Source organism: Lysobacter sp. Soil_C_59, from assembly GCF_057656415.1.
The window spans coordinates 740,218-755,545 of record NZ_JBDGKK010000001.1 but is presented as its reverse complement, the minus strand read 5'-3'; the positions used below and the strand labels follow the sequence as shown (position 1 = coordinate 755,545).

Genomic DNA, 15,328 nt, shown 5'->3' with positions numbered 1-15,328 from the left:
ACAATAGCGCAATGGATACCCCCGCCCTGCTCAGCGACGCCCTCGCCACCTTCTCGCAACTGTTCGCCGAGGCCGGCCAGGCCGGCGAACCCGATCCGACCGCGATGTACCTGGCCACTGCCGGCCTGGACGCGCGGCCGTCGGTCCGCACCGTGCTGCTGAAGGCGCACGACGCGCGCGGATTCGTCTTCTACACCCACCTGGACGGACGCAAGGGCCGCGAGTTGCAGGCCAACCCGCACGCCGCGCTGCTGTTCCACTGGCCGCGCGTCCGCGAGGGCGTGCAGGTGCGCATCGAAGGTCCGGTCGAAATCGTCAACGACGACGAAGCCGATGCCTACTTCGCGCTGCGCCCGCGCGGCAGCCAGCTCGGTGCCTGGGCGTCGAAGCAGTCCGAGACGCTGGATTCGCGCGAGACCTTCGAGGCCCGGCTGGCCGAGGTCGAGAAGCGCTTTGATGGCAGCGACGTGCCGCGGCCGCCGCGCTGGACCGGACTGCGCGTGCGCCCGTCACTGATCGAGTTCTGGTACGGCGCCAACTTCCGCCTGCACGAACGCCAGGCCTACGAGCTCGATCGCGCCGGCGAGTGGCACCAGCGGATGCTGTATCCGTGAGTTCCGTATCTGCAGGGGCAGCGGGACCGCAACGCATCGTCTGCCTTACCGAGGAACCGACTGAGATCCTGTACGCCCTCGGCGAGCAGGACCGCATCGTGGGCATCAGCGGCTTCACCGTGCGCCCGTCGATCGCGCGCAAGGAGAAGCCCAAGGTCAGCGCCTTCACCAGCGCCAAGATCGGCGAGATCCTCAAGCTGGAGCCGGACTTCGTCATCGGCTTTTCCGACATCCAGGCCGAGATCGCCGGTGAGCTGATCCGTCGTGGCGTCGAGGTGTGGATCAGCAACCACCGCAGCGTCGAGGGCATCGTCGATTACGTGCGCAGGCTCGGCGCGCTGGTCGGCGTGGCCGACCGCGCCAATGCCTATGCCGACGAATTGCAGCGGGGACTCGATGCGATCGCGGCGGAGGCAGCGAAGTTGCCACGCCGGCCGAAGGTGTACTTCGAGGAATGGGACGAGCCACCTATCACCGGCATCCGCTGGGTCGCCGAGCTGGTGCGCATTGCCGGTGGCGACGACATCTTTCCCGAGCGCGCGGCCGAGTCGCTGGCAAAGCAGCGGATCCTGGAGGATGCGGGCGAAGTGGTGCGTCGTGCGCCGGACATCATCCTGGGCTCGTGGTGCGGCAAGAAGTTCCGTCCGGAGAAAGTGGCCTCGCGGCCGGGCTGGAATGCGATTCCGGCGGTGCGCGATGGTGAGCTGCACGAGATCAAGTCGCCGATCATCCTGCAGCCGGGTCCGGCGGCGTTGACCGATGGTGTGCGGGAAATCGCGGCGATCATCCGTGCGTGGTCGCTGCGGGCGGCCTGACCGCGACGTCCCGTCATCCCGGCGAATGCCGGGACCCAGGCCCGCAGTCCATCAGCAATGTCACGTCATCCCGGCGAATGCCGGGATCCATTTTGCTGTTGCTCTTTGGTTTGCGAAGCAACATCAACAGCTTCCGCCACTGAAGCGGCGGGTCACTTCTTCTTTGCTGGCCCAAAGAAGAAGTAACCAAGAAGAAACGGCCTCCCTGACAACCCAGTCCTACGACCGGAGTGCTCGAGGGGATTTTTCTAAGGGACATCCATGTCCCTTAGAAAAACGCCGCACGTCCTGTGCGGCGCCCTCCGGGTCTGGGACTGCTGCTGGCTGCGAGGTTCACCTCGAATGCGCGAGGCAGAGTCAAAGGCCGAAGGCCGAAGGCCGGTCCAACGCCAACGTCCTTGGATCCCCGCCTGCGCGGGGATGACGGTGAGGTGTGAGTTGCCCTTCATTCCCGCGCAGGCGGGAACCCAGTGTCGTTGCTTCACTTTCTTCGCTTACCGAAGACCGTGCAGCCAATCGCCAGAGCGTTGGCCGCAGGGGCGGGGAGTGCACCGCAGCGGGACATGGATGTCCCGCGTCCCGCATCAGACAGGATGTCTGACTAAGGGACGGGGCACTCCCCGCCCCTGCGGACGACGCCGCTCCGAAGGCGGAAGCCTGGGGAGGCCAACAGCAACAAGATGGATCCCGGCGTGCGCCGGGATGACGTGATGGAGCGGATGCGTTGACGGCCTGGGTCCCGGCGTTCGCCGGGATGACGGTGCAAAAAAGAAGGCCCGGGAGGTCCCGGGCCTTCTGCCTTGCCGACGAGGGCCAGGAGTAAAGCGTTACATCACCAGATCACGACCTGCTTGTCGCCTTCGCGGACCATCGGCTGGCCCGGCTTGCACGAGAACGCGGCAGCGAAGGCCGGCAGGTTCGACGGAGCGCCGATTGCGCGGAAGTTCGCCGGAGCATGCTCGTCAGTGTTCACGCGCAGCTTCAGCTCATCCGGCGTGAAGTTGCGACGCCACACCGTGCCCCAGTTGAGGAAGAAGCGCTGGTCGCGGGTCAGACCGTCGGTCTTCGGATCCGGCGTGCCGTCGGTGGCCTTCTTCATCGCGTCGTAGGCCGTGGCCAGACCGCCCAGGTCGGCGATGTTCTCGCCCAGGGTCAGGTCGCCCTTTACCTTCATGCCCGGAGCCGCCTCGTAACCGTTGAACTGCTGCACCAGCTTGTCGGTACGACCCGAGAAGCTCTTCGCATCGGCGTCGGTCCACCACACCTCGAAGTTGCCGGCCGGCCCGAAGCGGCTGCCCTGGTCGTCGTAGCCATGGGTCATCTCGTGACCGATCACCGCACCGATGCCGCCGTAGTTGGTGGCGTCGTCAGCATTGGGATCGAAGAACGGCGGCTGCAGGATCGCAGCCGGGAACACGATCTCGTTCTGCAGCGGGTTGTAATAGGCATTCACCATCTGCGGCGGCATGCCCCACTCGGTGCGATCGACCGGCTTGCCGATCTTGCCCAGGTTCCACTTGTAGTTGAACTCCTGGGCGGCCAGCACGTTGCCGATGTAGCTGTCGCGGCCGGTGGTCAGACCGTTCCACTCACGCCACTTGTCCGGGAAACCGATCTTCGGAGTGAAGGCGGCCCACTTCTCCATCGCCTTCTTCTTGGTGTCGTCGCCCATCCAGGCCAGGTGCTCGATGCGGCCCTTCAGCGATTCCGACAGGTTCTTGACCAGCGTCTGCATCCGCGCCTTCGACTCTTCCGGGAAGGCGACCTTGACGTACATCTGGCCCAGCGCTTCGCCAGCCTGGTCCTCGATGGTCGCCAGCACGCGCTTGCCACGCTCCTTGAGCTCCTTCTGGCCGCGCATGGTCTGGTTGTAGAACGCGAAGTTCTCCTGGACGAACGCGTCCGAGAGGTACGGCGAAGCGCTGTCGATGGTGTGGAAGCGCAGGTAGGTCTGCCACTGCGCAGCCGGCACGTCGGCCAGCATCTTGCTGACTTCCTTGTGGAAGTCCGGCATCGCCAGCGAGAACATCTTCGGCACCGCGACGCCCTGCGACTCGAAGAACTTCGTCCACGGGAAGTTCGGCGCCAGCTTGTCGGCGTCGGCCGGGCTGACCGGGTTGTAATACAGCCCGACGTTGCGCTGCAGGGTGGTCTTGTCGATCGAAGCCTTGGCCAGGCGGGTCTCGAAAGCGACCACGTCCTTGGCCTGCTTGGCGGCGTCGGCGGCGGCAACGCCACTCAGCTCCAGCACCTTGGCGACGTGCTGCTCGTAGGCGGCCAGCTTGTCCTTCTTGTCGGCGTCGAAGTAGTACGCCTTGTCCGGCAGGCCCAGGCCGCCCTGCGAGGCGTAGGCGATGTTGTTCTTGGAATCCTTGAAGTCGGCTTCGGCGCCGAAGCCGAACAGGAAGTTCTCACCCTTGGCCGCGCTGGTGCGCAGGTAGTCGGCGATCTTTTCCTGGCTGTCGAGCGCGGCGATCGCGTCGAGGTGGCCCTTCAGCGGAGCGATGCCCTGCTCGTTGATCTTGGCTGCGTCCATGCCGGTGGCCCAGAAGTCACCGACGATCTTCTCGACGCCAGTGGCCTTGGTGTCGGCGGCGGCGTGCTCGGCGAGCTGGCGCTGCACGGCGATCGAACGCTCGTTGAGCATTTCGAACGCGCCCCACGAGGTGCGGTCGCCCGGGATCGCGTTGGCGGCGAGCCACTTGCCGTTGACGTAACCGTTGAAGTCCGTGCACGCGTCCTTGCTCGTGTCGAGGTCGGCGATGTTGAAACGGTTCACGCCGGGCAGCTTGCTCTCGTCGAGCTTGAGTGCGGTGGCTTCGGCCGGCTTGGCGGCATCGGCAGCCGGCGCTGCGGCTTCTTCCTTCTTGGCGCAGGCGGCCAGCGCGGTTACGACGGCAAGGGAAAGTACGAGGACTTGCGGTTTGTTGAGGCTCACTGATGGCTCCGGCCGGTCAGGCATGGGAAATAGATCGACGTCCCCTGGGCGGGGCATCGGCGGACATTAGACTGGTTCAGCTCTGCAGGGGGGTGTCGAAGGTCACGATGGCGGGTTGGCTGGCAGGGTCGGCACGGTTGCCGCAAACCTGAACAGGGGGGCGAGGCAAGGCGCCCCCCATCGAAGCATGCTCAGGCCGAGCCGGCCTCGAGTGCGACGCCGCGACGCTGGCGCCAGAAGTAGCCGATGCCAAGCAGTACGAACCAGACCGGGCTGGCCAGCAGCGCCTGGCGGGTATCGGCCTGCAGGGTCAGCAGCATCAGGACGAAGGCGAAGAACACCAGGCAGGCGTAACACATGGCCACGCCGCCGGGCATCTTGAACTTCGAGGCTTCGTGCAGGTGCGGGCGCTTGCGGCGGTAGGCGATGTAGGCGAACAGGATCAGCGACCAGACGAACATGAAGAGCACCGCGGCCAGCGTGGTGATCAGGGTGAAGGCCGTCACCAGGTTCGGGATCACGTACACCAGCATCGCGCCGGCGAGCAGGCACAGGCACGAGAACAGCAGGCCGCGCGAAGGCACCGCCGCGCGCGACAGCAGCGCGAACGACTTGGGCGCGTGGTCTTCCTGCGCCAGGCCGTAGAGCATGCGGCTGGTCGAGAAGATGCCGCTGTTGGCCGAGGACGTGGCCGAGGTCAGCACGACGAAGTTGATCAGGCTGGCTGCGGCCGGGATGCCGGCGAGCACGAACAGCTCGACGAACGGGCTCTTGCCCGGCACCACTTCGCGCCACGGCGTGACCGCCATGATCGCCACCAGTGCCAGCACGTAGAACAGCATGATGCGCACCGGGATCGAGTTGATCGCCTTGGGCAGGTTGCGCTCCGGGTTGGCGGTTTCGGCGGCGGTGGTGCCGACCACTTCGATGCCGACGAAGGCGAACACCGCGATCTGGAAACCGGCGAAGAATCCGGCGATGCCGGTCGGGAACAGGCCGCCGTCGCTCCACAGGTTCGACAGCGAGGCGACATGGCCCGACGGCGACTGGAAGCCCCAGGCGACCATGCCCAGGCCGGTGACGATGAGCGCGCAGATCGCCACGATCTTGATCAGCGCGAACCAGAATTCCATTTCGCCGAACAGCTTCACCGTCACCAGGTTCAGGCACAGCAGCAGCACCACGCACATCACCGCCGGTATCCATGGCGCCAGTCCGGGGAACCAGAACTGCGCGTAGGCGGCGATGGCGATCACATCGGCGATCGCGGTGATGATCCAGCAGAACCAGTACGTCCAGCCGCAGAAGAATCCGGCCCAGGGCCCGAGCAGGTCGGTGGAGAAGTCGATGAACGACTTGTACTCCAGGTTCGACAGCAGCAGCTCGCCCATCGCCCGCATCACGAAGAACAGCATGATGCCGATGATCAGGTAGACCAGCAGGATCGAAGGGCCGGCGAGGTTGATGGTCTTGCCCGAGCCCATGAACAGGCCGGTGCCGATGGCGCCGCCTATGGCGATGAGCTGGAGATGCCGGTTGGACAGGCTGCGCTTGAGGTGATCCGGATGCACGGATGAATCGGACATGTGGCGCGGCCGTCATGGTTGGGTGTGCCGACAACATAGGGGAAGCGACGGGCCGCCGCCATAGGCCTGGCCGTCGGGCCGCGAGCGCTGCGTTGTCTGCTCTGTGGAGTGCGCCTGGAGCGAGTGAAGGACCATGAACCTGCGCCTGGCCGTGGTGGCAATGTGCGTGTTGCTGGCATCGTGCGCCACGCACGCGCCGACCCGGCGCATGGAACGCGCCCAGCACACTGCCTTCCAGGCGCTGCAGGGTGGCGAGCTGACCGCGCAGGAGATCGACAAGGTCGCCGAGCTGTGCCCGTTCGGCATGCCGCAGCATGCGCCCGGATGGGACCACGGCTTCACCGAGTTCGTCGTCCGCGACGGCTACGCGCTGGAGCACAGCGGCCAGTACCGGATTCCGCTGTGGGTGTGCGAGCGGCTGGTGCCGGAGCACCTCACCAGCCGCTATCCGCGCAAGGACAACTTCCGCGCCGACCCGGAGCTGTCCGGTCCGCATGCCGAGCTGACCGACTACAAGGGTTCGGGCTATGCGCGCGGCCATCATGCGCCGGCCGAGGACCACGCCTGGAGCAAGCGCCTGCTCGACGAAACCTTCTACCTGTCGAACATGTCCCCGCAGCTGGGCGGGTTCAATTCCGGCGTCTGGAGCCAGGTCGAGAAACGCGTGCGCACCATGGCCGCAGACAGCGCCGTGACCTGGGTGATCACCGGCGCGCTGCTCTACGACCCGGAAGAGGAGCAGGCCGCCACTGCCGACGGTTGGGTCGAGTACTTCACCATCGGCGCCGGCGTGGCCGTGCCCACGCACCTGTTCAAGATCGTGGTTAGCGAGCAGGACAACGGCGACGTCGAGGCCGTGGCTTTCGTGATCGCCAATGCCAAGCCGCCGTCGCCGTATTCGCATGCCGATTTCATCAAGCCGGTGCGCTGGATCGAGGAGCGTTCGGGCCTCGACTTCATGCCCGAGCTGGAGCCGGCGCAATCGCAGCGCCTGGAAGCGCGCGCCGGGCAGATCGACTCGCCGTGACGCCGGTGGACGCGGTGATTGGGTCATGATCGCCAACTACCGTCTGCGCTATCGGCCATTGCGCGCTGGCGTTGCGATCTCGTCGGCGGAACTGGGCACGTTCGGCACGCTGGGCTGCCTGGCGACCAGCGACGGTCAGGACCGCTGGGGCATTACCGCCCGGCACGTGCTCACGCGCACGAATGCGCTGCGCATGGATGTGTTCCAGCCGGACCTGCGCGTGGTCGGGGCGCTGGTGTCGGAATCGCTGACCGACATGAAGGTCGTCGCCGGCCTGGACGTGGTTGCATTCCGCATCGCGCGCACCGTTGCCACGACGCCGGCCATCCTCGAACTGGGCGCGTGGCAGGGCGTCGTTGAGCCCGTCAGCGGGATGGTGGTGATGAAGTCGGGATTCGCGACCGGGGTGACGCGGGCACGCATCGGCCTGGTCGATGCCGAGGGTTTCCAGGTATTGCCCGAAGCAGGCATGCCGACCGGCTATGCCGCCTACGCCGCCGGCGATTCGGGGGCGGCATGGATGACGCCGGATGCGAGGCTGGTCGGCATCCACGTCTCGCAAAGCCAGCAGGGTGCCGCGGGGCGGGCGCTGCGGTTGAGGTCGGCGCTGGCGCGGCTGGGGTTGCGGCTTGTGGTGTAGGTGGCCAGACTCGCCGCCATGACCGACCCGTCGTTCCGCATCAACAGCGCACTGACCGTCGAATCCAGGCGCGGCCCGTTCGGCGGCCGGCGATGGATGGCATTGCTGGCCGCGCTGGGCGATGCCGAGTCCATCACCGCAGCGGCCAGGGACGTCGGCCTGAGCTACAAGGCGGCGTGGGATGCGATCGATGCGATGAACAACCTCTCCGATCAGCCATTGGTTGAACGCGCGGTCGGCGGCAAGGGCGGTGGCGGCACGCGCCTGACCGATCACGGTCGGCGGCTGGTTGCGACCTACCGGGCAGTCGAGGAAGAGAACGAACGTTTCATCGAGCGCCTCAACGCGCGCATGTCCGGTGCGGCGGCGGAACTGGAAACCATCGGGAGACTGGCCATGCTCACCAGCGCACGCAATCACTTCGCCGGCAAGGTCGTACGCATCGCCACCGGCGCGGTCAACGATGAAGTCGAAATCGAACTGTCGGGCGGCGCGCGCATCGTCGCGATCATCACCCACGAGAGCCTGCAGCACATGGCGCTGGCGGTGGGCACCAGCGCGGTTGCGCTGGTCAAGGCGTCGAGCGTGATCGTCGCCACCGGCGCCGATGCCGGCGTGAAGCTGTCGGCGCGCAACCGGCTGCAGGGCACGGTGGCGCGCGTGCAGCCTGGCGCCGTCAATGCCGAAGTGGTGATCGACCTGGGTGGCGGAAACTCCGTCGCGGCGATCATCACCAACACCTCCGCGCAGGCACTGCAACTGGCCGAAGGCGTCGAAGTCGCGGCGATCTTCAAGGCCTCCAGCGTGATCCTCGCGGTCGGCGCTTAAGTCGCCACGCCAAGCCGCCCGCGATCCATCGTGATGACGGCATCGGCGAGGTAGTCGATCTCGTTGCGCGAGTGGGTGACGTACAGCATCGGCACGCGTGTCTCTTCCTTGATGCGGCGCAGGAACGGCAGGATCTGCTGCTTCAGGCGTTCGTCCAGCGACGACAGCGGCTCGTCGAGCAGCAGCAGGCGCGGCGAATAAAGCAGTGCGCGGCCGAGGGCGACGCGCTGGCGTTCGCCGCCGGACAGCAGGGCGGGGCGGCGGTCGAGCAGCGGCACGATCTCGAGCAGTTCGGCCACCGACTGCAGATCATGCCGGCGCATCTGTGGCGCGATGCGGTCGTGGCCGTACAGCAGGTTGCGGCGCACGGTCAGGTGCGGGAACAGCTGGCCGTCCTGGAACACCAGGCCAAAATGCCGATCCCACGGCGGTACGAAGCGATCGCTGGCGGTATCGACCAGCACGTCGCCCTCGGCGCGGATGACGCCGCGTGCGGGCCGCAACAATCCGGCGATCAACGCCAGTAGCGTGCTCTTTCCCGAACCCGACGGGCCGAACACGCCGGTGACGCCGGCACCGACCTGGGCACGCGCCTCCATCGTGAAATCGCCACGGGCGAAGTCGACGTCAAAGCTCAGCATGCTGGTGCCTGTGGTCCTGGAAGCCCAGCTTGCGTTCCGCGCGATGGCTGACCCAGCGGCTCAGCAACAATGCGGCCACGGCCAGCACGATCGACAGCAACGACAGCCGCATCGCCGCCGCTTCGCCGTCGGGCACATGGGTCAGGCTGTAGATCGCCAGCGGCAGGGTGCGGGTCTCGCCGGGAATGTTGCCGACGAAGGCCATCGTCGCGCCGAACTCGCCCAGGCTGCGCGAGAAACACAGGAAGCTGCCGGCGATGATCCCCGGTACCGACAGCGGCAGCGTCACGCTGAAGAACACGCTCCATGGTCGCGCGCCCAATGTGATCGCGGCATTCTCAAGACGCGGATCGATGAGGCGGAATGCCAGCCGGATTGGCTGCACCATGAGCGGAAATGCCATCACCGCCGAGGCGATCACCGCGCCCTTCCAGGTGAAGGCAACGACTATTCCGAACGTGGCCTGCAGCCACGCGCCGAGCGGACCGTTGGTGCCCAGCAGCAGCAACAACAGGTAGCCGGGCACGACCGGTGGCAGCACCATCGGCAGCTGCACGAGCATGTCGATCCAGAACTTGCCGGGGAAGCGCCGGCGCTCCAGCAACCAGCCCAGCGCGATGCCGAACGGCAGGCAGGCAGCGGTCGACCACAGCGCCACCTTCGCCGACAGGCGCAATGCATCCCACTCTTCTGGCGACAGCCACATGCGGATCAGGGTTTGAGGCGGGCGGAGGGTTTGAGGACGGTGAACCCGTAGCGGTCAAAGATATCCGCAGCGGCGGCGGAGGTCTGCACGAAGCGTACGAACGCCTGCGCCTCCGGGCGCGCGCCCTTGACCACCGCGAACGGGTACACGATCGGCTTGTGTGTGTCGGCAGGGAAGGCCTTGAGCACGTCGACCTTGCTGCTGACCTTCGCGTCGGTGGCGTAGACGATGCCGAGCGGGCACTCGCCACGCTCGACGAAGGCCAGCGCCGTGCGCACGTCATCGGTGCCGACGATGCGGCCCTTAAGCGACGCCCACCACCCAAGCGCTTCCAGGCTCTGCCTGGCATAGATGCCGACCGGCACCACCCCCGGTTCGCCGGTGCACAGCTTGCCCTTGAAGGCGCCGCCGAAGTCGAAGCCGCGCTTCATCTCGACCGCGACGGTCTTGCCCTTCGGCACGATCAGCACGAGGTTGTTGCCGAGCAGGTCGACGCGGGTCCCGGCGGCGATGCGGCCGCGCTGGTCGAGGTAATCCATCCAGGTCAGGTCGGCCGAGGCGAAGACGTCCGCCGGCGCGCCGGCTTCGATCTGCTTGGCCAAGGCCGAGGAGGCCGCGTAGGCCAGGCTCGGCTTGGGATGGCCGGCCTTTTCCCAGGCGACACCGATATCGTTGAGGGCGTTGGTGAGGCTGGCGGCGGCGAAGATGCGGACCCGCTCCTCGGCGGCGGCCGGGCCGGCCAGGGCCAGCAGTGCGATCAGGGCAAGGCGGCGAAGCACGGGCGGGGCGGACATGGGGCTGCTCCGGGCGAAATCTGGCGCTATATAGCCCCCTATATAGCGCAGTCCGCCGTCCGCTCGCTAGGCGTACTGGGCGATGCCGTCGCCGAACGACCAGTTTTCCTTCACGACTTCGACCAGGTTGATGAAGACGTCCTGCGTGCGCATGCCCAGCCGCGCATGCAGGCCGTCGGCCACGGCGCGATAGAAGGCCTGCTTGGTCTCGACGCTGCGACCCTGGCTGATCGTGACCTGGATGAGGATGCAGTCGTCGCTGCGCTCGATGCCCATATAGGTGCGGTCAATCGACAACTCGCCGCGAGGATGCCGGGTGAACACCTGGAAGCGGTCGTCCCTGGGTGCCTTGAGGACGTCCTCGATGGCAGCGTGGATCACATCGCCGATGCCTTGCAGGAAGGCGTCATCCTTTCCTTCCATCAGGTCTACACGTACCAGTGGCATGGTCGTTTCCTGCGCTGTGAGGGAGGCGTAACCGTAGCAAATGTCCCGCGACGGCTTGTTGCTGCGGTGTGGCGTCGTCCGCCGGCCGGGACGACGCTTCACGGTCTTCGGCGGCCCCTCTCCCCAACCCCTCTCCCACAAGGGAGAGGGGCCAAGGGCGCAAGTGGTTTCGGAACAACCAATTCCTTTCGCGGGCGTCCGGGACCGAGCTCACCGAGCAGACGTGCGAATGAGCGAGGGCACGGACACCGCCCAGGGCCGGCACAGTGCGAGTCCGACCGTCGCAGACGCATCACGCGGGCACTGCGCTCCCGGCAACAGTCGAGGTCAATAAAACAGCGACAGCTTCCGGAAGGAGGGGGTGGGGTGTATTTCGCGAACAATAAACGGAGCGAAGCGCAGGTTCGCGGAATACACCCCACCTCCTCCCCCCACCAGATACGCCGAAAAAAAAGGCCGGCAAGCGCCGGCCTCTTTTCATCGCACAAGAAGGAACTCAACCCTTCTTCGCAGGCTCCGCCTTGGCTTCGGGCTTCGCCGCCGGCGCAGCCGCGGCCGTGCCGCTGGCCTGCCAGCCGCAGCTCTTGCCTTCGTTCTGCTGCTTGAGCCAGGTCTGCAGCGGCGCGAAATATTCCAGCACCGCCGAGGCGTCCATCTTCTCGCCGCCGGTCAGCTCCTTCATGGTCTTCTGCCACGGCTGGCTGGCGCCCTTGCTCAGCATCGCCTGGTAGCGCGCGCCGGCTTCCTTGTTGCCGTAGAAGCTGCACTCGTACAGCGGGCCCTTGTAGCCGGCCGAATCGCACAGCGCCTTGTAGAACTGGAACTGCAGCACGTGCGAGAGGAAGTAGCGCGTGTACGGCGTGTTGCCCGGCACGTGGTACTTGGCGCCGGCGTCGAAGTAGTCCTCGCCGCGCGCGGAGACGGGTGCCACGCCCTGGTACTTGGCCTTCAGGTCCCACCACGCCTTGTTGTACTCGCCCGGCTTGATCGAGCCGTCGAACACGCCCCAGCGCCAGCGGTCGATCATCAGGCCGAACGGCAGGAACGAGACCTTGGCCAGGGCCATGCGCATCTGGTTGTTGATCAGCGCCTCGTTGCTCAGCTGCTGGTCGCCGACCAGGCCGATCGACTGCAGGTACTTGGGCGTCATCGACAGGACAATGGTGTCGCCGATGGCTTCGTGGAAACCGTCGTGCGCGCCCTGCTGGAACAGCGGCGGCTGCTTGTTGTAGGCCAGGTCGTAATAGATGTGGCCGAGCTCGTGGTAGATGGTGGTGAAGTCTTCCTCGTTCGGCTTGATGCACATCTTGGTGCGCACGTCGCCGGCCATGTTCATGTCCCACGCACTGGCATGGCAGACCACGTCGCGGTCACGCGGCTTGATGAACTGGGTCTTGTCCCAGTAGCTCGCCGGCAGCTTCTGCATGCCCAGCGAGGTATAGAAGTCCTGCGCGCGTTCGGTCATCAGCTTGGCCGAAGCGAGCTTGGCGTCCTGCTCGATCTGCGCCAGGTCGGCCGGCGTGCGCTGGCCGGCGTGCTTGACCAGCTGCGCGTCATACGCGGCCTGGTACTGCGATTCCAGCGCGGCGGTGATGTTGAGGTCGCCGGCGTTCTGGTACGGCGCCAGGATGTCCCAGAGGTTGCCCCAGTCCTGCTGCCACATGTTGCCCATCAGGTGGGCGGGCAGCATGTTGCCGGCGACGTGGCCCTTGTCGTCGCCGTACTTGGCTTCAAGGCGGGTGCGGGCGTAGCAGTGCAGCTGCTCGTACAGCGGCTTGACCTGGCCCCAGAGGCGATCGGTTTCGGCCGACATTTCCGCCGGGCTCATGTCGTAGCCCGAGCGCCACATTTCGCCGGTGTCGGCGAAGCCCAGATCGTGGGCGCCGACGTTGACCAGCTCGACGAAGCGCGTGTAGTCCTTGCGCATCGGCTGGGCGATGGAGTGCCAGCCCTGCCAGGCATCGAGCTGGGTGTCGTAGTCGCGACTGCTGCGCAGCACGTCCTCGAGTTCGCCGAGCTGGCGGCACTTCTTGGCGTCGCCGTCGCCGGTGCAGTAGGTGCCTGCGCCGTACATTCCTTCGAGCCTGGAAGCGATCTTGGTCAGCTCTTCGAGCTTGGCCGGATCCTTCGGCGGCGGCATCGAGGTGCCCAGCTTGAGCAGCTGGATGGCACGCGCGGTCTCGGGCGACATCTGCTGGCCTTCGAAGCGCGCCGACTGCTCGATCCAGCTGTTGAGCTGGGCGAGGTAGCGCTCGTTGGCCTTGGCGGCCACCAGCTGGCTGTCGTCATTGATGTAGGTCGACGACAGCCATTGTGCGGCGGTCATCTCCGGGAACATCTTCCGGTACTCGTCGTTGACGCGGGCGATGAACTGGTCGGCGGTCTCGCCTGCGGGCGCGGTGGCGGCGGTTCCGCCCGTGGTGGTCGGGGCCGGGGTCGGTTCCTTCTTGCAACCGGCCAATCCGATCACGGCGGCGGTAATGCCGAGCGCGAGCAGGGCGCGTACAGGTTTCATCATCGTTCTCTCCGGGTAGGGCCCGCGCTGCTGCGTCGAGGCCCCCGAAGGCTAGTGGCCCGTCCGCGGTCGTGCAAGGTGCGGATGTCCCGCCCGGGGCCTTCAGGATGGCGTAGGAGCGAGCTTGCTCGCGAACCAGGCGGCACCGGCGGCCATTCGCGAGCAAGCTCGCTCCTACGCGGGGCCCAGGGTGCGGGTCGCCGCGTCAGCCAGGCCGCGTTCGTGCAGCCATTGCCAGGCGTTGTCGGCGTCGTGCTCGAAATAGGCGCGGGCCGAGCCCAGGCGGAAGGTGTAACCCCAGCCGTCCATGTCGGCCAGGATGCGATCGCGGCCGACGCCGGGCAGGGCATCGCCCAGCAGCGCCTGCAGCACGCATACCGCGTCCTCTTCCTCGATCGAGTCGGTGGCGTCGGTGTGCACCTGCGCGCGGCGTTCGGGTGGCAACACGATCAGGTGCGCGGCTTCGTGCAGCAGCGAATGCACCGGCGTGTCGCCGCGGGCATAGACGTTGTGGCCGATCAGGCCGGCTTCGCACTCGCCCCAGTAACTGCCCGGAATGGGCTGGCCATCGGCCACGCGCTCAAGCTGCAGGCCGTAGCGGGCGAGCAGGGTGGCGACCGGAGCGGAATCGATGTCGGACAGGGTAAGCATGGGTGGTACTGCCTCCCCTGCGGCTGGCGCAGGGGAGGCGGAGCGTCAGGCCTGCGCCGGGTTTTCCGGCAACGCCACCGAGATGTCCAGGACCTTGTTGTCGCCGTCGCCGATCAGGTCGACCTTGACCGCATCGGCGTCGACGTTGATGTACTTGCGGATGACTTCCAGCAGCTCGCGCTGCAGCATCGGCAAGTAGTCCGGGCTGGTGCCGCCGCGACCGGCGCGCTCGTGCGCGACGATGATGCGAAGGCGATCCTTGGCGATCGACGCGGTCTGCTTCTTGGCCAGCAGGAAATCGAAAAGGCCCATCCTCAACCTCCGAAGATCTTGCTGAAGAAGCCCTTCTTCTCCGCAGTGGTGAAACGCATCGGGCGGGTGTCGCCCAGCAGGCGCGCGACGGCGTCGTCGTAGGCCTGTGCGGCGTCGGACTCGGTCTCCAGGATCACCGGCTCACCCTTGTTGGAGGCGTTGAGCACGTCCGGGGACTCGGGGATCACGCCGATCGTCTTCAGGCCGAGGATCTCCTCGACGTCGCCGACGCTGAGCATCTCGCCGGTTTCCACGCGCTTGGGGCTGTAGCGGGTCAGCAGCAGGTGTTCCTTGACGCGCTCGCCGTTCTCGGCGCGGCGGGTCTTGGACGAGAGCAGGCCGAGGATGCGGTCGGAGTCGCGCACCGAGGACACTTCCGGGTTGACCACGACCAGGGCCTGGTCGGCGAAGTACATCGCCAGGTAGGCGCCCTTCTCGATGCCGGCCGGGGAGTCGCAGACGATGTAGTCGAAGCCGTCGGCGATCATGTCGTCGAGGACCTTCTGCACGCCTTCCCTGGTCAGCGCGTCCTTGTCGCGGGTCTGCGAGGCAGCCAGCACGAACATGTTGTCGAAGCGCTTGTCCTTGATCAGTGCCTGCCTCAGCGTCGCCTCGCCGTTGACGACATTGACGAAGTCGTAAACCACGCGACGTTCGCAACCCATGATCAGGTCGAGGTTACGCAGGCCGACGTCGAAGTCGATGACGCCAACCTTGTGGCCTCGACGGGCGAGGCCGCAGGCAAGGCTGGCGCTGGTCGTGGTTTTGCCAACGCCGCCCTTGCCCGAGGTGACTACGATGATTTCGGCCAAGT

General features: G+C 66.3%; 15 protein-coding genes. 5 read left to right on the top strand and 10 right to left on the bottom strand.

Annotation, left to right across the window (positions count from 1 at the left end):
* Window positions 1–11 precede the first annotated feature (11 nt).
* Together pdxH and AC3A3Q_RS03375 are read left to right on the top strand one after the other, a co-directional pair.
* Window positions 12–614, top strand: coding sequence for a pyridoxamine 5'-phosphate oxidase (pdxH, locus tag AC3A3Q_RS03380; RefSeq protein ID WP_487584873.1), 603 nt, complete (start codon window positions 12–14; stop codon window positions 612–614).
* Window positions 611–1,429 (top strand): cobalamin-binding protein, encoded by an 819-nt coding sequence (locus tag AC3A3Q_RS03375; protein WP_487584872.1) that lies wholly within the window; start codon window positions 611–613, stop codon window positions 1,427–1,429. The genes pdxH and AC3A3Q_RS03375 overlap by 4 nt, the downstream gene beginning before the upstream one ends.
* A gap of 832 nt (window positions 1,430–2,261) precedes the next feature.
* On the opposite strand, the gene AC3A3Q_RS03370 is transcribed toward AC3A3Q_RS03375, so the two are convergent.
* Together AC3A3Q_RS03370 and cycA are read right to left on the bottom strand one after the other, a co-directional pair.
* Window positions 2,262–4,391: a M13 family metallopeptidase gene (locus AC3A3Q_RS03370; RefSeq protein WP_487584871.1), complete on the bottom strand. Its 2,130-nt coding sequence runs from the start codon at window positions 4,389–4,391 to the stop codon at window positions 2,262–2,264.
* Between the two features lie 167 nt (window positions 4,392–4,558).
* Window positions 4,559–5,953, bottom strand: coding sequence for a D-serine/D-alanine/glycine transporter (cycA, locus tag AC3A3Q_RS03365; RefSeq protein WP_487584870.1), 1,395 nt, complete (start codon window positions 5,951–5,953; stop codon window positions 4,559–4,561).
* 133 nt (window positions 5,954–6,086) lie between these two features.
* Between cycA and AC3A3Q_RS03360 the strand changes: the two genes are divergently transcribed.
* Genes AC3A3Q_RS03360 through AC3A3Q_RS03350 form a run of 3 tightly spaced genes read left to right on the top strand, consistent with a single transcriptional unit; the run spans window position 6,087 to window position 8,448 of the window.
* Window positions 6,087–6,980, top strand: coding sequence for a DNA/RNA non-specific endonuclease (locus AC3A3Q_RS03360; RefSeq protein ID WP_487584869.1), 894 nt, complete (start codon window positions 6,087–6,089; stop codon window positions 6,978–6,980).
* A gap of 25 nt (window positions 6,981–7,005) precedes the next feature.
* Window positions 7,006–7,620 carry a hypothetical protein gene (locus AC3A3Q_RS03355; RefSeq protein ID WP_487584868.1) on the top strand — a complete coding sequence of 205 codons (615 nt, stop codon included), beginning with the start codon at window positions 7,006–7,008 and terminating at the stop codon, window positions 7,618–7,620.
* Window positions 7,621–7,638: 18 nt separating this feature from the next.
* Window positions 7,639–8,448 carry a TOBE domain-containing protein gene (locus AC3A3Q_RS03350; RefSeq protein ID WP_487584867.1) on the top strand — a complete coding sequence of 270 codons (810 nt, stop codon included), beginning with the start codon at window positions 7,639–7,641 and terminating at the stop codon, window positions 8,446–8,448.
* Here AC3A3Q_RS03350 and AC3A3Q_RS03345 read toward each other — a convergent pair.
* The 8 genes from AC3A3Q_RS03345 to minD form a co-directional block, all read right to left on the bottom strand.
* Window positions 8,445–9,089, bottom strand: coding sequence for an ATP-binding cassette domain-containing protein (locus AC3A3Q_RS03345; protein ID WP_487584866.1), 645 nt, complete (start codon window positions 9,087–9,089; stop codon window positions 8,445–8,447). The two genes, AC3A3Q_RS03350 and AC3A3Q_RS03345, sit on opposite strands and share 4 nt — an antisense overlap.
* The gene (gene modB / locus AC3A3Q_RS03340; protein WP_200604500.1) at window positions 9,076–9,795 is read right to left on the bottom strand and encodes a molybdate ABC transporter permease subunit; all 720 of its coding nucleotides are present in this window, start codon (window positions 9,793–9,795) and stop codon (window positions 9,076–9,078) included. Before modB ends, AC3A3Q_RS03345 begins: the two co-directional genes overlap by 14 nt.
* A 5-nt stretch (window positions 9,796–9,800) precedes the next feature.
* A complete protein-coding gene (modA, locus tag AC3A3Q_RS03335) occupies window positions 9,801–10,589 on the bottom strand; it encodes a molybdate ABC transporter substrate-binding protein (RefSeq protein ID WP_487584865.1) in 789 nt (262 codons plus the stop codon).
* Between the two features lie 66 nt (window positions 10,590–10,655).
* Window positions 10,656–11,036 carry a tautomerase family protein gene (locus tag AC3A3Q_RS03330; RefSeq protein ID WP_487584864.1) on the bottom strand — a complete coding sequence of 127 codons (381 nt, stop codon included), beginning with the start codon at window positions 11,034–11,036 and terminating at the stop codon, window positions 10,656–10,658.
* A 496-nt stretch (window positions 11,037–11,532) separates the two neighbouring features.
* A complete protein-coding gene (locus AC3A3Q_RS03325; RefSeq protein WP_487584863.1) occupies window positions 11,533–13,551 on the bottom strand; it encodes a M2 family metallopeptidase in 2,019 nt (672 codons plus the stop codon).
* A gap of 174 nt (window positions 13,552–13,725) precedes the next feature.
* Entirely contained in the window at window positions 13,726–14,202 is a 477-nt protein-coding gene (locus tag AC3A3Q_RS03320) for a hypothetical protein (protein ID WP_487584862.1), read from the bottom strand.
* A gap of 45 nt (window positions 14,203–14,247) precedes the next feature.
* Window positions 14,248–14,514, bottom strand: coding sequence for a cell division topological specificity factor MinE (minE, locus tag AC3A3Q_RS03315; RefSeq protein WP_158734134.1), 267 nt, complete (start codon window positions 14,512–14,514; stop codon window positions 14,248–14,250).
* A gap of 2 nt (window positions 14,515–14,516) precedes the next feature.
* Window positions 14,517–15,326: a septum site-determining protein MinD gene (gene minD / locus AC3A3Q_RS03310; protein ID WP_487584861.1), complete on the bottom strand. Its 810-nt coding sequence runs from the start codon at window positions 15,324–15,326 to the stop codon at window positions 14,517–14,519.
* Between the last annotated feature and the right edge of the window lie 2 nt (window positions 15,327–15,328).